Origin of the sequence: Lentilitoribacter sp. EG35, assembly GCF_040784015.1 — a bacterium.
Taxonomy (GTDB): domain Bacteria; phylum Pseudomonadota; class Alphaproteobacteria; order Rhizobiales; family Rhizobiaceae; genus Lentilitoribacter.
Genome location: NZ_JBFNGQ010000001.1, coordinates 464,498 through 483,593 on the forward strand (window position 1 = coordinate 464,498; position 19,096 = coordinate 483,593).

Here is a 19,096-nt window from a genome sequence, read left to right on the forward strand (position 1 = left end):
ATGACTAGACAATTCAAAGTGGGATTGATTGGGTGCGGCCGGATTAGCGACATATATCTAAAAAATTGCCAACGATTCCCGTTGTTGGATGTTGTCGCTTGCGCAGCGCTCGATATCGAAGAAGCAAAAGCAAAGGCTGAAAAGTATCAAATTCCAAGTGCTGTGACAACGCAAGAGATTTTTGAAAATGATGAGATTGAATGTGTTTTGAACTTAACAATTCCTGCAGCGCATTCGGAAATTTCTTTAACAGCCTTACATGCCGGAAAGCATGTCTACTCTGAAAAGCCTTTTGTAACAGATTTAACCGATGGCCAGAAAATTCTAGATCTCGCCACTGAGAAAAGTCTTTTAGTAGGGAATGCGCCGGACACATTTTTGGGTGGCCGCTGGCAGACCTGTCGCGAGTTGATCGATCAAGGGGTCATTGGCAAGCCAACGGGTGTAACCGCTTTTGTTGGAACCCATGGTGTCGAGCGTCATCATCCTAACCCGGATTTTTATTATAAAATTGGCGGTGGTCCACTCTTGGATTTGGGACCTTATTATCTCACCGCGATGGTGTTTCTACTTGGGCCGATTAAAAGTGTTTCTGGAATGGCGCGACGCACATTTGATCAGCGCATGATCGAAAACGGCCCCAGATATGGTGAGATGATGGATGTTGAAGTTGATACTCATGTTCTGTCCAATCTGGAATTTCAGTCCGGCGAGATCGGTACAATGACCATGAGTTTTGATGTTTGGGATTCAGAGGCTCCTAGATTTGAAATTTATGGGGAGGAGGGAACGATTTGTATTCCCGATCCTGACCCTGTTCATGGGGCAAACATCTTTGGTGGTGAGGTTTGGTTCCGCACTAAAAATAATTCTCGCTGGACGCACCAGCCCCGCCCGACGGGTCGGGAAAATTGGTTGATTGCGGAGAACAATTCTGGGTTTAATGATGATTGCCGTGGCTTGGGTTTACTTGACCTTGCGCACTCGGTCAGAACCGGCGCACCTCACCGCGCAAATGGTGTTTTGGCCATACATATTTGCGAGGTTATGGAGGGGATCTTAAAATCAGCGGAAACCGGGTCCAATGAAATCATGAAGACTTCATGCGAACGGCCGCTTCCGATGAGTAATTTAAGCAGCAATCAATATGGAGCAACACAATGAGTGTTCAAAAACTCGATTTTGCCGAACCGTTTTTCTCGGTAAGATTTTTGCAGGATGAGTTGGAGTATGATGTGAATGGTCGCGTTATTTTGCTCAACCTAGCGGATGAGGCCATTCAAATACATGAACAGAGTTTGGCACATCTCAATTCTGTAATCGCTGTTAATACCAGCATTAAAAATATCAAACGCGCTGTGATTATTGAACGCTTTGATGATCATGAAGACGATGAAACTTTGTATCGCGCTGTTAAACAAAAATGGCCATCAGCTTATGAAGTTCGCGGCGAAGAAAGGCTTAAGGGTGTCAGTCATTATATGTCGCCTAAGGTTTGGGCCGGTAACATTGGGCTTACCATGTATCATTCAGGATCTGTGCCTTTAAATGTGGGATTGCATAAAGAACACCCGTTTTGTCCAGTGCCGGGATTTCGTGAAGTTCATACCCAAATCGTAGGCATTGGTAAGATGCAGCAGTGTTATGAAAAAGATATAGCAACGCTTTACTTCGAGGAAACGATGGCGCCGGGACATACGCATAAATCGATGTTTGATGAAGAGGGTAATTATCCCTGGCATCAATTTGAAACCATTACGCCCAGTATTTTTATGGCGGTTGAGATGTTGCCGGTTGGTGCAACACCGCCACGTTAGTTTTTAATAGGTGATATAATGACAAAAGAGTTCTTTTCACAAGTTACCAACTTAGAGCAAGCTTTTCCAAAACCAGATCGTAGATTGCGACTTGGTGTTGTAGGTGGAGGGCGAATTTCGCAAACACAAGCCATGGCCGCACGACAGAGCGACCGATGGGAGGTTGTTGCTGGGGCTCTCTCTTCAAACAAAGACAAGGCCAAAGCCCTTGGTGCTGAATGGTACCTTGATGATGAACGTTGCTACACATCTTTTGAGGATATGGCGCAACAAGAAGCCCAACACCCACAGGGTGTTGATGCTGTGATGATCACGACACCCAATCACGTTCACTTCGATGCAGCAAAGGCATTTATCGAAAATGGAATTGATGTCTTATGTGATAAGCCACTTACCAACGAAGTTGATGAAGCAGTCGCGCTTGCTGATTTGACGCGTCAATCTGGACTGATTTTCGGTGTGGGTTATGCAATGTCTTGCTTTGCAATGATCAGACAGGCAAAAGAAATTGTCGCTAACGGTGGCATCGGTAAAGTCAATCAAATTCATGTTGAATTTATGCAGGATTGGATGACACCCGAGGATATCGGTGAGGCGGAACATGTGAAATGGAGGCTGGATCCTAAAAAGTCTGGTGCAACAAGTTGTACGGGTGATATCGCTACTCATGCTGCACATTTGGCAACATTTGTCTCCGGATTACCAATGACACATCTGCGAGCTGAGATGCATGTTTGCGGATCTCCAAAGCCACTAGAAGACACTGTTTTTATGAATACGCGCTTTGCCAATAGCGTTCCTGGTACCTTGATGGCGACACGTTTGGCACCTGGTAATCGCGGTGGATTGCGCCTGCGCATTTTTGGCAGTGAAGGGGGCATTGAATGGGATTTGGAGCATAGTGAATATTTAAAGCATGCGCGATTTGGGGAACCAGATCGGATTTTAAGCCGCGGCCATGGTCATGGAGTTGCATCAAATGTTGAACGCTTGGTCCGAACGGGGCGCGGATTCCCAGAAGGTTTGATTGAGGCTTGGGCAAATTTATACACTGAGTTTGCAACGGCAGTTGCCGCGCGAAGAGACGGATTAACCTTACCAAACGACTATTTGGCCTATCCAGACGTTGAAGATGGTGCAGAAGGTGTGAAGTTTATCCATGCCACGGTTCAATCCAATGCCGCAGGTGGAAATTGGGTGGAAATTCTGTAATCACCTTTTGAGAATTAGAAGTTGATACTTTAGAAAATATCTGATATTTTTATTTATATAATATGATATGAAATATATTAGACGTTATTTAAGGTGTCATCTTGCATTCAACAGCCGGCCCAAAACTAAATTCAACTGGTCTAGCGGAGCCTTTATATTCATTGGCTCATTTGACCCTGATTGAATGTTCCGCGCCAGAATTGGTCTATATCGCTGCCCGCGCGGGTTATGACGCGGTTAGCCCAAGATTTATCCCAATGAATGTCGCGGGTGAATTTGCATGTTGGCCAGAAGATACTTCCTTGGTGGGTGCTACAAAATTGGCTCTTAAAACGACCGGTCTTAAGGTTCTAGATATGGAGTTAGCACGCATCACAGATGAGTGTGACCCGAGGTCATTCAAACCTGCAATAGAACTCGGTGGCGAGCTGGGAGCGAAACGATTGATTATGAGTGCTTGGACGAGCAGTCGTGATGATCGTAATTTCCTCGTTGATTGCTATGCAGAGACTTGTGAATTAGCAGCACCATATGAGTTGAGTGTTGATCTCGAATTTCCATCCTTTTCAAGATTACGTACATTGGATGAAACTCTTGATATCGTGCGGGCAGCGGAACAGGAAAATTCTGGCATTCTTATCGATACCCTGTACATGCACTTATCTCGTGTCGATATTGCCGAACTCTCTCATGTACCAAGTGAATATCTAAACTTTTTACACATATCAGATGCACTTCCAGGAATTGCCGATACGAGAGAAGGCATGATTCAGTTGGCGCGAGATGCGCGACTATATCCTGGAGAAGGTTGTATCGATTTTAAACGAATAATCGAACGTCTTCCTATTTTAGATTACTCAATAGAACTTCCGAATAAAACAAGAACCCAGGAGCTTGGGTTTGAAGAACATGCGCGTCGATGTTTGCAGCACGCAAAACGAACTTTCGGAGATGTTTCATCGCAAAGAAGAATTGCCAATGGTGAATCTGCAATGCTGTCTCCTCCCGACTTCACAAAAACAAAAGAGATTGAAAATGGCACGAGAACTTAACGAAGCTGATAGAGCTCTAGTCGCAAGCATGCTCACTCGAGCACGAGCTGCAATGGCTGAAGTAGAAGATTACTCACAGGAACAACTTGATCGCCTTGCGCAAGCAATTGGCTGGTATGCAGGTAACGAGGAAACTTTCACAAAGCTAGCTCAAATGGGCGTTGATGAAAGTACGATAGGTGACCGTGAAGGGCGCCCGGGTAAACGATTTAAAATCCATGGTGTATTGCGGGATGCTCTTCGTCAAAAAAGTACAGGTGTTGTCGAAGTTGACGTTTCCAAAGGGATTATGAAATATGCAAAACCTGCGGGTGTCATAGCGTCACTTATTCCTATGACAAACCCTGCTCTGACGCCTCCCGTAACGGGTATCTATGCGGCAAAAGCAAGAGATGCCGTTATCTTTTCTCCCCATCCTCGGACGAAGGTTACAACCAATAAGATGGTTGAGGTAATGCGTGCTGCTTGTAAAGCTGTAGGGGCACCAGAAGACTTATTTCAGTGCGTAGAAGAACCATCAATCGCAATCACTCAGCATCTTATGGAAGTATGTGACTTGACGCTTGCTACAGGTGGCAAGCCGATGGTCAAAGCTGCATATTCATCCGGTCGTCCAGCATACGGTGTCGGGGCAGGGAACTCCTCTATTGTAATTGACGAGACTGCCGATATTGAGATAGCTGCTGCAAACACACGTATGTCAAAAACATCTGATTTTGGCTCCGGGTGCTCTGCTGATGGCAATATCATCATTCAGTCATCGATCTATAAAGAATTGGTTGCAGCACTTGTGAACGAGGGTGGTTACCTTTGTAATGATGATGAAAAAATAGCGCTCGAAAAAGCGATGTGGGATGAAAAAGGCAACCGTACTTTCCCAACCATCGCATGCCGTCCACAACAAACAGCAAAAGAGGCTGGTTTTGAAATTCCTGATGATCGCAAATTTTTGATGGTTGAAAACCAAGGACAAATTGGTCCCGAGCACAAATTTTCCAAGGAAAAGCTGACAACGCTAATGGCACTCTACCATTTCGATGAATTTGAAGATGCTCTCAGTATTGTTGAAGCAATCTACAATGTTGGTGGTAAAGGTCATTCATGTGGCATTTATTCCCACAATGATGATCACATCGATGCTCTTGCTCGACTAGCGCCAGTTAGTCGGATGATGGTGCGTCAACCCCAGTCGAAGGCTAATGCAGGCTCATATACAAATGGTATGCCGATGACTTCCAGTCTCGGCTGCGGGATTTGGGGTGGAAATATCACCAATGAAAATGTCACGCTAAAACACTTCATGAATTACACTTGGGTTTCTCGCCCAATTCCTGAAGATAAGCCATCAGAAGAAGAGCTGTTCGGTGAATTTTTCAACAAAAAGGCGATATAATTCATGACACAAGAAACAATGACAAAAACTGTTGCAGAACATATTGTTGATTACCTGGAACGCCGCGATGTCGAACATGTTTTTGGTTTATGCGGTCACACAAATATCGCTGTACTTGCTGCTATGGCTGATAGTCCTATTGATTTCATCACGGTAAGACACGAGCAAATTGCGAGTCATGCTGCAGATGCCTATGCTCGGATAAAAGGGAAGGCATCAGTAGTATTGTCTCACCTAAGTCCGGGACTAACCAACTGTGCCACAGGTGTCGCCAATGCAGCACTTGATTGCATCCCTATGGTGGTCATTGCTGGTGATATTCCAACTCATTATTACGGCAAACATCCGCACCAAGAGGTCAACCTGCATGGAGATGCTCAACAGTACGAAATATATCGCCCATTTGTGAAACGAGCTTGGCGAGTTGATCGTGCAGAACTCATGGCCGAAATTCTGGAAAAGGCATTTCACTTGGCTGAAAGTGGGCAACCGGGTCCCGTTCTGGTTAATGTTCCTATGGATATTTTTTCAGAAGTAATTTCTGATGAAAGTTTCAAGCGCATTGAAAGTAATACCCGCCAGCTGACCAAGCCGTCCGTTGACGATGAAACAGCAGAGAAAATTCTGGATGCTATGGCTAATGCTAAAAATCCAGTGCTCTATGTTGGAGGTGGTATTCTACTTTCTCAAGCCTCAAAAGAGCTTGAGGAGTTTGTAGATCATATGCAAATACCCGTTGCACATTCTCTGATGGGCAAAGGTGCATTACGTGATGATCATCCCTTTGTCATGGGAATGACAGGTTTTTGGGGAACAGAGTTGGTCAATCAATCCTGCCTGAATGCCGATTGGCTTTTGGCCATTGGTACTCGTTTCAAGGAGGCTGATTGTTCGTCTTGGTATCCGGGGTATACATTTAATATTCCAGGTACAAAGGTCATTCACATCGACATCGAACCGTCAGAAATAGGGCGAAACTACCCAACAGAGATCGGCGTAATAAGCGATGCAAAAGCTGCGTTGCGTGTTCTAAATAGAGTAGCGAAAAAACTTTATCCAAATGGTTTTCAACGAGATGAAATTCGAAAGCAGATTACTGATTTTCGCGTTACTTTTAAACAAAGCAATAGCGAGATGGCAACGAGTTCTGCTTTCCCCATGATGCCTGAGCGTATATTAGCAGACGTGCGATCTGTACTTCCCCATGATGCGATCATTACAACAGACGTTGGCTGGAACAAAAATGGTGTTGGACAACAGTTTGATATCCTTACACCCGGTTCCATTCTCACACCCGGCGGTTTTGCAACAATGGGTTTTGGGCCACCGGCAGCAATTGGTGCCAAAATAGCGGCGCCTGATCGTGTTGTAATCTCGCTGGTTGGGGATGGTGGTTTCGGGCAAAATCCTTCTATGCTCGCAACGGCAGTCGAACGCGATCTTGGTATTATCTGGCTCATCATGAATAACAATGCATTTGGAACAATCGCCGGATTGCAAAAAGCACATTACGGACTGACATATGGTACAACGTTCCCCGGTACAGCTGCGCAACCGTCAAATGGACCTGCGTACGCGGATATTGCAAACGCATATGGTGCCGTCGGTGTTCAGGTTTCGTCAGCAGATGAGCTTAAGTTAGCAATTGAAGATGCGATAGTAAGCAATAAGCCCACTGTAATCGACGTGCCTATGATCAATAACCCAACTCCGACAACAGGTCATTGGAACATTTTAGACATCTACTCGCCTGATAAAGATGTCTCTCACGTGTCTACATAATTCAATGCTTGTGCGGAGTTCCCATAAATTCGCACAAGTCTGTTTTCAGTTAACGGTGGGAAAGTAAAGGGATGGAAGTAACGTTGGTTTAAGATTGGAAAGACTATGTCATTTTTTGGCATTGGTTTTTGTTCTTGCGAGGTTTTGAGCTCTTTGGTTATACAAGCAAGAATTGGTCTGATAATGTTTAAAAAATCCCGCTATGCCACATTCTTGGCATTCTGAGAGATCTATCTCTTCAGAGCGTCTTTCCTCAGGTCATGATTTCCAATGACAACCAGATTTGTAAGAGGTGAGTGATGGTGAAGTTCAGAAAATCGAACTTGGCATTGTTCAAAACTAGGTTGCTTTTATGAAATACTTAATGTCCGAGACACGCGCGAAGTGCAGCAGCCGTGCCATAACTCGAAATTAATGAATACCAATACACGAAGCGATCAACAAAATATTCATTATTGATTAAATCGCCATAGATATGGCGTTGTTGGAGCCAGATGATAGGTGTCTCTTTTGCCCGTTTTGCCGATGCCTTCAAGTCATCCCAATTCGGGTCATTATCCATAATCAAACTACCGTCTTCGCGCGTTCCCTCACACATTCGAGCCCAGATAGCTTGTGAGAGAATAAGGCCTTCGCAGGCGCTATGCACCTGCAAAGCCTGTCGTAGAGTGGGGAGTATAAATCCAGTTTGTCTGGATGAACCATCAAATGCAACACGGCGCACGGTATCGATAATTTCCGGATTTGAGAAACGTTGATCAATTAGGCGAACATAGTCTGCAGGCGTCATATTCGGAACAGATTCTACATTGGGTGCGATTTCATCGATAGCTACTTTGCGAAAATAGTTGCCAATCAGATTATGCTCCATGCAATCAGATATGAATTCGATTGAGAGCATTTCGCCAGCATTGGCTATCAGTTGATGGCCACCATTTAGAATTCGAATCTTCATTGATTCATAAGAATGAACATCATCTGTTATGGTAACGCCCGCGTCCTGCCAATTCGGTCTGCCATTGCAGAACTTATCCTCAATGACCCATTGCCGAAAATTCTCATGTGTTACCGGTGCGTCATCTTCAATGCCCATATCTTTGGCCAGAGCCAGCTCTTTTTCACCCGTTGCAGGAACAATGCAATCAACCATTGAGTTTGGAAATGAGCAATTTTGTTCGATCCAGTCCGCAAGCGTTTTGTCACTCAAATTTGCAAGCGACAGGATTGTGTTTTTGAGAATGTCACCATTTCCCTGAAGATTATCGCAGCTTTGGCAAGTAAACGGTTTTGAGCCTGCCGCTTTTCTTAGCTTCAGCGCGGCGATGATAGCGCCAAATGCAGTGCGTGGATTATCAGGATTTTCTGCATCAAACTTTATATCAGGATGTTGATTGTCAAATGCGCGAGTTACTGAATCAAGATAATATCCCCCCTCAGTAACAGTAAGAGAGACAATGCGTATCTCAGGTTTTGCCAGTTGCGCAATTAATGAGGAATTGTTTTCCTCTACCGCAACAAAATCTACCATGGAGCCAACAATTTCAGCAGAACGACCCTTTGGGTCAAGTTCGATCAAAGTGGTGAGATAATCTTGCTTGGCAAGTCGTTCGCGTTGATGCTGATCTGCCGCGCGAACTCCAGCTCCCACTATTCCCCAATCAAACGCATCGCCTGTTTGCATTAATCGGTGTAGGTACCATGATTGATGTGCTCGATGAAAATTGCCAAGCCCGATATGAACGATCCCAGGGGTTATTGCTGACCTGTCATAATGAGGTCGTTTAATATCGGCTGGTAAGCGATTCAAAGTGGCGTTTGAAAGCTTCATGTTAACTCATCCATTGGCCACCATCGACGTTATATGTCTGAGAAAGAATGTAATCTGACTCTGAGGATGCAAGAAATATAGCCATGCCAGTTAGATCGTTTGGTGTTGCAAACCTGCCGGCAGGAACTCCCGCAGCAACCTCCGCTTTTTTCTGACCAGGTTTTTTATTTTCCAGCTTTGCAAACATTGCATCCACATGTTCCCAATGTTCGCCATCGACAACACCTGGAGCAATTGCATTGACGTTTATATTGTGTTTGATGAGATTTAGACCAGCTGACTGTGTCATCGATATCACTGCAGCCTTTGTGGAGCAATACACCAACACCAGACTCTCGCCACGGCGCCCTGCTTGAGACGCCATATTAATAATTTTGCCTCCGTGGCCTTGTTTAATCATTTGAGTGGCGGCGGCCTGCATTGTAAAAAGCGTTCCTGCCACATTGACTGAATATAGTTTATCGTAGCTTTCACGCGTAATATCAACTGTTTCTGCGGCATCAAAAAGTGCTGCATTATTGATAAGAATATCTAGTTTTCCAACTTCTTCAACAACTGAGCTTATTGCAGCGTCGATGCTCACTTGCTTGGTAACATCAAGTTGGATGGCATAGGCTGCCTCGCCAATTTCGTTGGCGGTTGCCTGAGCTGCTTCAAAGTTTACATCAGCAATGGCTACCTTTGCACCTTCACGAACATATGCTTCTGCAAACCCTCGACCAATTCCTCGTGCAGCCCCTGTAATAAGAGCTGACTTTCCCTCTAAGCGTTTCATGATATACGCAATCCCTTGTCATCAAATTTATGAATATGCTCGGTATTTGGCGTTAAATAGACCTTGTCATCATGGCGGACGCCAAATTCACCATCTGCACGTACTGTCAAAGGCTCAGGAAATGCCTCAACATGCACGTGTAAAAATGTATCGCTGCCTAAATGTTCTGAAACCCCAACTGTGCCCTGCCATGTTCCGCTATCAGTTGAAACATGCATATGTTCAGGGCGCACGCCGATTGTATGTGCATTGTGCTTTGCTGCCTCTTCACCTTCCAGCAAGTTCATTTTTGGCGAACCAATAAAACCGGCAACGAACTTGTTTTTTGGGGTTCGATAGAGTTCTAACGGACTGCCAACTTGCTCGATAACGCCGGCTTGCAGCACAACAATTTTGTCAGCCATTGTCATGGCTTCAACTTGGTCATGGGTAACATAAACCATCGTTGTTTTTAGACGATTGTGTAGTTCACTGATTTCCAGGCGCATACCAACGCGCAAAGCAGCATCCAGATTTGACAATGGCTCGTCAAATAAAAATGCGGCAGGCTCTCGAACGATGGCACGACCAATGGCAACTCGCTGGCGCTGACCTCCGGATAATTGTCCGGGTTTTCGATCCAGATAATCAGTAAGATTCAGTGCTTTGGCCGCAGACATAATCCGCTTTTCTTGCTCTTGCGAATCCATTTTTGCCATGCGAAGCGGGAATGCAATGTTCTTACGAACGGACATATGAGGATATAGCGCATAAGACTGAAAAACCATCGCTAGTCCGCGCGTAGCTGGTGGTAAATCGGTCGCATCCTGACCGTCGATCTCTACATATCCAGAAGTCGTATCTTCAAGCCCTGCAATTAGCCTTAATAATGTTGATTTTCCGCAGCCAGAAGGACCAACAAATACAACAAATTCTCCATCGTCGATTTCCAGGTCTAGAGGCGGAATGACAGTAACATCACCGAAAGATTTCTTGACCTGTTTGAGTAGGATTCGTCCCATTATTGTTTCCTCATTTCACGGCGCCGAAGGTCAATCCTCGGACAAGTTGTTTTTGACTGAACCAGCCCATGATCAAGATGGGTGCAATGGCCATGATAGATGCCGCACTCAATTTCGCGTAAAAAAGCCCTTCAGGGCTGGAATAACTTGCAATAAATGCGGTGAGTGGGGCAGCGTCGGCTGCTGTTAGATTGATGGTCCAGAATGCCTCATTCCAGGCAAGAATGATGTTCAACAATACGGTTGATGCCATGCCAGGTATAGCCATTGGCGCAAGCACGTACATAATTTCATTACGCAAAGATGCGCCATCCATACGTGCAGCTTCCAGTATTTCTCCTGGAATTTCTTTAAAATAGGTATAGAGCATCCAAATGATGATCGGCAGATTTATCAGCATAAGTACGATTGTTAGACCGATACGGGTATCTAACAGCCCAAAATCTCGGAAAATCAGATAAATCGGGACAAGAACACCTACTGGTGGCAACATTTTAGTTGATAGCATCCACATCAAAACGTTTTTAGTATGTTTGGCTGGAACAAACGCCATGGACCATGCCGCTGGCACTGCAATTAAAAGTCCAAGGAATGTAGACCCAACGGATATAATGACTGAGTTGGAGAAATGTTTGAAATAGTCGGATCGTGCTTGAACTGCGCTAAAACTATCAATTGTCCAGCCGGAACTAAATAGCACTTCCAGTGGAGCTCTAATTGCATCTTCTTCAGTTTTGAAAGAAAGAACGAGGATCCATAAAATTGGAAAAAATAGAAAGAAACCCAAGGTTCCAGCGATTGCTGTGTTTAATATCCGTGTTTTTGTTGAAACTGCGCGTGCCATATCGCTTCTCCTACGCGTCAAGATTCTTGCCGATCATCCGCATAAGGAAGATCGCAACGATATTGGCTAAGATAATGGCGATAACACCACCAGCACTGCCCATACCGACATCGAATTGCAGGAGTGACGAGACGTAAATTAAATAGGTCAGGTTTGTCGTAGCCGTCCCGGGCCCACCATTGGTTGTCACAAGTATTTCGGCAAAGATCGATAATAGAAAGATTGTCTGGATTAGGATTACAACAGTTATTGCGCGTGCGAGATGTGGCAGCATTATAAACCAAAACCTGTTCCAGCGATTAGCGCCATCCATTTCAGCAGCCTCCAATTGCTCCTGATCAAGCGATTGGAGTGCGGTTAGAAGGATCAAGGCGGCAAAGGGCAACCACATCCAAGACACCATAACGGTTATAGAGATTAAGGGAATTTGGCCAAAAAAGTCGACAGGATCGAACCCCAACCCGGTGGCAATGCGCCCAAATATTCCATTGACCGGGTTCATGAACATATTTTTCCAAATAAGCGCGGAAACGGTTGGCATGACAAAAAATGGTGCAATCACCATGATGCGAATAATACCTTCGCCAAACATTGGGCGATCTAGTAATAGCGCTATCCCAAGCCCACCAACGGTGGTGATAAATAGCACACCGCCCACAAGTAAAAATGTATTAATGATCGCTGCTTTAAAGCTCGGGTCGGTTACAAACCAATAGTAATTTTCCCACCCTGCGAATGGCGTCGCTCCGGGTTGTAGTAAGTTATAACGCAAGAATGAAAAATAAAGTGTCATGCACAAAGGCACAAGCATCCACCCCAGAAGCAATAGTACAGCAGGCGAGATCATTAAACGTGCGGCAGACTTAGATGCTTTGGTAGCCAAACTTACTCCTCCCTACGAATTAAATAAGCGTTTTTGAAATAAATTTCGATCGAATTTGTTTCAAAAAAGCCTAAATGTAAATATTATAGCTGAATGGGCCAGTCTAAGGGAAGCCGGCCCATTCATGGGAGGATTGGTTACTTAATGTAACCCGCTTTTGTCATTTCGCGCACAGCAAACTGTTGACTGTTTGCAAGCGCAGTTTCAACCGTTTGTTGACCAGCGAGAGCCGCAGCAACTTGCTGACCGACATAGTTGCCAATGCCTTGAAATTCAGGAATTGCGACGAACTGCACACCCGTATATGGAACTGGATCACGTGTTGGATCTGCTGGGTCTACTGAGAAGATGGCATTCTTCACAGTTTCTGCAAACGGGGCAGCTTCTAGTAGTCGCGCATCACTGTGAATTGAAGCACGAGTACCACTTGGCACCGCAACCCAGCCTTCAGTCTCACCAACTTTCTGGAAGTAGTCTTTAGACGTCGCCCACTTCAAGAAGTCCTTCGCAGTGTCTGTTTTTTGTGAACTTTTAGGAATAGCAAGAGCCCATGACCAGAACCAACCTGTTCCTTTATCAGTAACCTGCTTCGGCGCCTGAAAGAAATCCGTTTTATCCGCAACGCCAGATGTTGCTGGATTGCGAATGTCATTGGCAGCAGATGTTGCATCAACCCAGGTCGCGCATTTGCCGTCTTTAAATAAAGCACGGTTTTCGTTGTGACCATTTGCTGTTGCACCCGGAGGACCATATTTTGTCATCAAGTCAACATAGTAGGTGATAGCATTGTTCCACTCTTCGGAGTCCAGTTGCGGGTTCCATTGCTCATCAAACCAGCGTGCACCAAATGCGTTGGCCATTGTACCAACGAATGCCATGTTTTCACCCCATCCGGCTTTACCGCGCTGACATGTGCCATAGACGCCGTTATCCGGATCGTGAAGCTTGGCAGCCATTTCAGCAAACTCGGTATATGTGATCTGTTCAGAAGGCACCGTAACGCCAGCTTTTTCGAACAGGTCAGTACGATAGAATGTAAATGAGGTTTCTGAATAGAGCGGAACGGCATAAAGATTGCCATCCGCAGACAGGCCATTACGCACCAATTGGAAAATATCGTCAAGATCATAATCGACATCGTCGCCAAAATCGTTCAATGACGTTAACCAACCATTGGCACCCCAAATAGGTGTTTCGTAGGCACCGATAAACATGATGTCAAAAGAGCCGCCGTTTGTTGCAATGTCTTGGGTCGTGCGTTGACGAAGAACATTCTCTTCCAAAACAACCCAGTTGATGGAATTGCCAGTCGCTTTTTCCCACTCAGGGGCAAGCTTCTGCATGACAATCATGTCAGCGTTATTAACTGTGGCGATCGTTATTTCTTCAGCAATTGCAGCTGTCACTGTTACAGACATAAGCGCCGTTGCTGATATAAGTAAGTGCTTCAATTTCATGAAACTTCCTCCCTAGTGGTTTCTTACACCACCAAGAGTACCTCATAGTAAATGCTCGCGTCAACTATAATTTATACATGTGTATAAAAATTGACGCAAGCATGAGCTGAAATCCAGTATTTATGGTGATGTAAGTATGTATAAGAATGTTAGAAAATGGAATGTTAGGCTGAATTCCGAATGCATAATTGTGCAGGAAACAGTCGGTCTACTGGCAATTTATCTGTTTCCGTTGCAGCCCGAGCCTGCCTTGATACACAATCAACTGCAGCACGGCCAATGCGATGTACGTCCTGTGACACCGTGGTCATTGATGGCCACATATATTGACTAAGGGGATGGTCGTCGTGTCCTGCGACGCGAAATCCAAGTGCGCCTTCGTTGACTTCATTAAAGAGTCCGGCTTCATTCGCGGCCCTTAATGCGCCCATAGCCAAACGATCATTTGCACACAGAATGGTAGCATCTTTACTTAGTCCGCGATCAAGTAAATCTCGAACAATTTCATATCCGTGAGACTCAAAGTCCCAAACAGGTTCTTCTGATGAGGTTCGGATAACCTCTGGTGTAAGGCCAACTTCATTCATGCGTGAGCGGTATGCCTGTTCTCGTTCTCGTGAATTACTGTTCACTGGTGGCATTGTTAAGTATTTTGGGGGTGTGCCAGAGCGTCTCAGGTAATCAACCATAAGCTTCATGCTTTGAGAGTTGTCGGTGCCAACAAAAGAAAAATCTTTTTCAAGGCCAGGGCATTTGGCGTCTACAAATACAAGCGGCAAGTCTGATGAAATGCGCTTGAAGGAGGGGGTGTTTTCTTCGGCTCCAATCGGCGCCACTATCACGCCTTCAGCATTCATTGAGCGCAGGTTTTTGATGGCGCGGACTTCTTTTTCGGGGTCTCCATGAGAGTTTTGGATTAAAACAGAAAAGTCCAATTCCTCAGCTCTGCGCTCTATTTCTCGAAGCAAAGTCATGTAGAACAAGTCGTTTAGATGTGGTAGGACGACACCAAACAGACCCGTTTGCTTCCTGTTCATGTTTCGAGCGAAAAAGTTGGGAATATAGTCCACTGTATCTAGAAGATCGGCTATCTTTTTGGATGTAGACTTTCTAACAAGGGAGGGGTCTTGAAAATATTTTGAAAGCGTTGCGCGCGATACGCCGATCTCAGCGGACAGTTGCTCCATCGTGTTTATGCGTTTTTTGTTGCCGCCCATAAGAACTCTCCTCATATTCGGTGGGGACTGTATCACTATTTCTCTGCTCGCGTAATAAATTTTAACAACTATTGACAAATAAAAATAGACGCGCGTATAAAACCCTCTTGATTTATATGGTTTTTTGTTGAAGCGAGATCTAGATGATAATCACAGCCGGTGAATTACTTGTTGAGTTTGTGTCTCATGAATTGGACTGTGGTCTTGCAAAAACAACCCAGTTTTCGGGGCCATTTCCGAGTGGTGCACCAGCTATTTTTGCAAGTCAGGCGGCAAGGGTTGGAGCAAAATGCGGAATGATTGGCAGTGTGGGTAATGATCCTTTCGGTTCGGTGTTAATTGACCGTCTTGTCGCTGATGGTGTGAATGTCGATAGTGTTACAACACGTTCAGATCATACAACCGGAACGGCTTTTGTATCGTATTTTACAAATGGGTCACGTTGTTTTGTGTTCCACCTGAATAACACTGCAGCAGATCGAGAACTGGTTTCTCCCGTCATTTTGCCTGAAACAATTTTTCATATATCAGGTTCGTCGTTAGGTAATACGGCGTTACGATCGGGCATCATGAATATTGTTGAGGAGGTCGCGTCGGTAGGCGAGATCAGTTTTGACCCAAATATACGCCAGGAACTCATGTCCGACCCCGAGACTAGGTGTTGCTTAGATAAGATTATGGATGTTGCAACATATTTGCTTCCAAGCGATGCGGATATTGATTTTCTTTTCCCCGATAGTTCTCCCGAAGATATCATTTCAAAAATGCTAGCCATGGGCAAGAAAGCCGTTGTTGTTAAACAAGGAGCCGATGGCGCAATTGGTTCATGTGATGGCAATATCGTTAAATCAAATCCTATTGCTGTCGAGGAGGTTGATCCGACCGGAGCAGGAGATTGCTTTTGTGGAACGTTTATAGGTTTAATTGATCAGAGAGCTTCCTTTGAAGACGCTCTAAACGCAGCAACAATAGCTGGTGGGTTGCATGTTTTAGAGCGCGGCCCGATGGAATGGAATCCAACTTTGGAAGAAATCAACAAACATAAAGTTTCAGAAAGAGCGTAATCCGTGGACCTAAAAGAATTAGTACGATCAAATCGGGTTGGTGAGTGCAAAGCGCTACCCAGTATCTGCACCGCAAATGAAAGCGTACTTGGTGCAACTGTGGCCTTTGCTGCGGAACATAAAATTCCTGCGTTAATTGAAGCAACTTGTAACCAGGTTAATCAATTCGGAGGTTATACTGGTTTGAGGCCTGCAGACTATGCCAAGAAAATTCGATCAAAGGCAGGGGGCGCTGGTCTCCCGCAGGATGATCTGATACTTGGTGGAGACCATTTAGGACCTAATCCGTGGAAGCATCTTGATGCAAGTAACGCCATGGAAAATGCTAAGGTTCTGGTCAAAGATTTTGTTGAAGCTGGTTTTACCAAAATTCACCTTGATGCCAGTATGGCTTGCGCAAATGAGAGTACACCATCTTTTGAGCTTGTTGCACAACGTTCAGCTGAACTTTGCCAAGTCGCGGAAGCGCACGCACCAGATCCAAGTAAATTGTGTTATGTTATTGGAACAGAAGTGCCGATCCCTGGTGGAGAAACGGATGATATGTCCGATATACAGGTCACGACGGTCGATAATTTAGCTGCCACAATCAACACCCATATCGATGCATTTGAGAAGAGGGGTGTGCCGCAGGGTATTGAAAAGTCGATCGCAGTTGTTGTTCAGCCGGGTGTCGATTTCTCCCATGATGGCATTTTTCATTATGATCGCGATAAAGCCGTAAATCTTACTCAGGCAATAGGTGAGTATAATGGTATCGCTTTTGAGGCTCATTCAACTGATTATCAATCTACAGAAGATCTATCCGCTCTTGTTGCGGATCATTCCGTTATCTTAAAAGTAGGTCCCGAAATCACCTTTCGCTTTCGTGAAAGCATAATGGCATTGGATCAACTCGAAAGACAGTTGGGTATTCAGGACAGAGCCGACGTGATAGATGTCGTACTGTCCGTGATGGATAAATCCCCCGCTGATTGGAAGAATTATTATCAGGGTGATGATGCTGAAATCGCATATCTTAAACTGTATAGCCTAAGTGATCGTGTTCGGTATTACTGGGATCAGGATGAGGTGAAGTCTGCGCTTGCAAAATTGATGCACAACTTGGATACAGTTGGCATTCGATCTGCTTTGGCAACCCAACTTGGGTCTGACTTTCCTTCCCCAGAGCCTGTTCTAAGTCCTCGGTCGATCATTGATCAGCGTATCTGCACAACATTATCTCGCTATTATAAAGCCTGCGGATTAATTTGCTGATTTTGTGCAAATAACCATATCATATTTCATTCGCAAATTGAATCTGTGGGAGGGCGGAGGATACCGAAGTTCGGGTGAGGGGAATTTCTATTAATGGTGCGGAATATTCGTTGTAGTGCAATGTCCTTGTTGACGGTGATGTAGTGAATGTTCCGATTTAATCTAGCTAAAATGAAGAATTATGTTATTTATAACGTTGTAATTAAGAGTAGCATTCATGTAGAGTAATATCTGATTATTCAATGCGGGTAGTTTTCCATTGGCATATTTCTTATGGAGATACTTATAAGGATACCGTCAATTTAACCAAGTTCTGCCAGATGTTGAATTTGAAAGAGGTCAGGTTATATGAGCAAAAAGGCGACTTTGAAGTCAATTTCTTTAGAGGCTGGAACGTCACTTGGTACGGTTTCTCGTGCGTTGAAGGATGATCCTAAAATTGCGATCACAACACGTAAACGTATTAAGGCGCTTGCGGAACAATTGGGTTATGTGCCAGATCGAGCTGCGCAAAGACTTAAAACAGGTAAAACTAAAGTAGTCAGCCTTATTCTTGATCCTCATAATGAAATTCTTGGGTTTGGTAATTCACTGGTTTCAGGTTTAACACAAGGCCTTGATGGGTCTGGGTATAATCTTACGATTACGCCTCATTTTTCCGGCAAGTCTAAAGACAGTCTAATTGAGCATATTGTGCATAATAATCAGGCTGATGGCATTATCTTTTCACGTACAAAACCCTTTGATGATCGAGTACGCTACTTACTTGAACACAAATTTCCCTTTGTATGCCACGGTAGAACAGAATTTAGTTTACCTCATCCAGTTGTTGACTTCGATAATCAGGTATTTTGTTATGAGGCTGCACGCAGACTTGCCAGTAAAGGCGTGAAAAAAATATGCCTCTTCGCGCCAGATAGGCGTTTTACATTTCATCAACACCTGACATATGGGTTAGCGTTAGCTGCCAAAGAGAGCGGTACACGATTTATAGTGCCTGACGATATTACGCTCGATGATTCAACGCAAGATATCAGGAACTGGGTGGTAAAAAATCAAGGTAGTGAAGATGCCGCCGATGGATTTATCTGTCCAGGTGAGTCTTGTTATTTTTCTCTTATTGATGCCATGCGCTCACTTGATAGAAAGCAAGGCCGTGATTATCAGGCGGTTGTTAAAACCAGTACATCAATTTTGCAGCATATAGATCCAGATGTAGATAAAATTCACGAAGATATTCATTTGGCTGGAAAAAAAATGGCTTCTATACTTCTCGATCAAATGCAATTGGATATAGGTTACGAGAAGCAATTTATACAAGTACCAGACGTGGATTGGGACTGAAAAATTTTAAACCGCACTAACTGCAAGTCACTGATGTGAGTGACAAAATATTTAGCTAATTTCCATTCGGCTGTTTAATTCAAAAAATAGATGCCGTAAGCTAATAAACAATGCTCTACAAAATAAATATATTCAAAGAGTATTGACATAAATACTATTTATAACGTTAT

General features: G+C 44.5%; 16 protein-coding genes. 9 read left to right on the top strand and 7 right to left on the bottom strand.

Annotated elements, in window-relative coordinates:
• The 6 genes from AB2J24_RS02135 (at position 1) to AB2J24_RS02160 (ending at position 7,256) form a co-directional block, all read left to right on the top strand.
• Positions 1 to 1,164 carry a Gfo/Idh/MocA family protein gene (locus tag AB2J24_RS02135; protein ID WP_367384254.1) on the top strand — a complete coding sequence of 388 codons (1,164 nt, stop codon included), beginning with the start codon at positions 1 to 3 and terminating at the stop codon, positions 1,162 to 1,164.
• On the top strand, positions 1,161 to 1,817 hold the full coding sequence (locus AB2J24_RS02140) for a hypothetical protein (RefSeq protein ID WP_162652525.1): 657 nt from the start codon (positions 1,161 to 1,163) through the stop codon (positions 1,815 to 1,817). Before AB2J24_RS02135 ends, AB2J24_RS02140 begins: the two co-directional genes overlap by 4 nt.
• Positions 1,818 to 1,835: 18 nt before the next feature.
• Entirely contained in the window at positions 1,836 to 3,029 is a 1,194-nt protein-coding gene (locus tag AB2J24_RS02145; RefSeq protein ID WP_367384255.1) for a Gfo/Idh/MocA family protein, read from the top strand.
• 101 nt (positions 3,030 to 3,130) lie between these two features.
• A complete protein-coding gene (locus tag AB2J24_RS02150; protein ID WP_367384256.1) occupies positions 3,131 to 4,081 on the top strand; it encodes a sugar phosphate isomerase/epimerase family protein in 951 nt (316 codons plus the stop codon).
• A complete protein-coding gene (locus AB2J24_RS02155; protein WP_367384257.1) occupies positions 4,065 to 5,474 on the top strand; it encodes an aldehyde dehydrogenase family protein in 1,410 nt (469 codons plus the stop codon). The genes AB2J24_RS02150 and AB2J24_RS02155 overlap by 17 nt, the downstream gene beginning before the upstream one ends.
• Positions 5,475 to 5,477: 3 nt before the next feature.
• A complete protein-coding gene (locus tag AB2J24_RS02160; RefSeq protein ID WP_367384258.1) occupies positions 5,478 to 7,256 on the top strand; it encodes a thiamine pyrophosphate-binding protein in 1,779 nt (592 codons plus the stop codon).
• A gap of 361 nt (positions 7,257 to 7,617) precedes the next feature.
• Here AB2J24_RS02160 and AB2J24_RS02165 read toward each other — a convergent pair whose 3' ends face one another.
• From AB2J24_RS02165 to AB2J24_RS02195, 7 genes are all read right to left on the bottom strand, one after another.
• A complete protein-coding gene (locus AB2J24_RS02165) occupies positions 7,618 to 9,084 on the bottom strand; it encodes a mannitol dehydrogenase family protein (RefSeq protein WP_367384259.1) in 1,467 nt (488 codons plus the stop codon).
• 1 nt (position 9,085) lies between these two features.
• Entirely contained in the window at positions 9,086 to 9,859 is a 774-nt protein-coding gene (locus AB2J24_RS02170; protein WP_367384260.1) for an L-iditol 2-dehydrogenase, read from the bottom strand.
• The gene (locus AB2J24_RS02175; RefSeq protein WP_162652519.1) at positions 9,856 to 10,860 is read right to left on the bottom strand and encodes an ABC transporter ATP-binding protein; all 1,005 of its coding nucleotides are present in this window, start codon (positions 10,858 to 10,860) and stop codon (positions 9,856 to 9,858) included. The genes AB2J24_RS02170 and AB2J24_RS02175 overlap by 4 nt, the downstream gene beginning before the upstream one ends.
• 10 nt (positions 10,861 to 10,870) lie before the next feature.
• Positions 10,871 to 11,704, bottom strand: a complete 834-nt coding sequence (locus tag AB2J24_RS02180; RefSeq protein ID WP_162652518.1) for a carbohydrate ABC transporter permease — start codon at positions 11,702 to 11,704, stop codon at positions 10,871 to 10,873.
• Between the two features lie 10 nt (positions 11,705 to 11,714).
• The gene (locus AB2J24_RS02185) at positions 11,715 to 12,587 is read right to left on the bottom strand and encodes a carbohydrate ABC transporter permease (RefSeq protein WP_162652517.1); all 873 of its coding nucleotides are present in this window, start codon (positions 12,585 to 12,587) and stop codon (positions 11,715 to 11,717) included.
• A 137-nt stretch (positions 12,588 to 12,724) separates the two neighbouring features.
• Positions 12,725 to 14,044 carry an ABC transporter substrate-binding protein gene (locus AB2J24_RS02190; protein ID WP_367384261.1) on the bottom strand — a complete coding sequence of 440 codons (1,320 nt, stop codon included), beginning with the start codon at positions 14,042 to 14,044 and terminating at the stop codon, positions 12,725 to 12,727.
• Positions 14,045 to 14,208: 164 nt separating this feature from the next.
• The gene (locus AB2J24_RS02195) at positions 14,209 to 15,261 is read right to left on the bottom strand and encodes a LacI family DNA-binding transcriptional regulator (protein WP_367384262.1); all 1,053 of its coding nucleotides are present in this window, start codon (positions 15,259 to 15,261) and stop codon (positions 14,209 to 14,211) included.
• A gap of 143 nt (positions 15,262 to 15,404) precedes the next feature.
• Here AB2J24_RS02195 and AB2J24_RS02200 point away from each other — a divergent pair, with 143 nt between their 5' ends.
• From AB2J24_RS02200 to AB2J24_RS02210, 3 genes are all read left to right on the top strand, one after another.
• Positions 15,405 to 16,325 (top strand): carbohydrate kinase family protein, encoded by a 921-nt coding sequence (locus tag AB2J24_RS02200; protein ID WP_367384263.1) that lies wholly within the window; start codon positions 15,405 to 15,407, stop codon positions 16,323 to 16,325.
• Positions 16,326 to 16,328: 3 nt separating this feature from the next.
• On the top strand, positions 16,329 to 17,582 hold the full coding sequence (locus tag AB2J24_RS02205; RefSeq protein ID WP_367384264.1) for a class II D-tagatose-bisphosphate aldolase non-catalytic subunit: 1,254 nt from the start codon (positions 16,329 to 16,331) through the stop codon (positions 17,580 to 17,582).
• A gap of 348 nt (positions 17,583 to 17,930) precedes the next feature.
• Positions 17,931 to 18,926, top strand: a complete 996-nt coding sequence (locus AB2J24_RS02210; protein ID WP_162652512.1) for a LacI family transcriptional regulator — start codon at positions 17,931 to 17,933, stop codon at positions 18,924 to 18,926.
• Positions 18,927 to 19,096 lie beyond the last annotated feature (170 nt).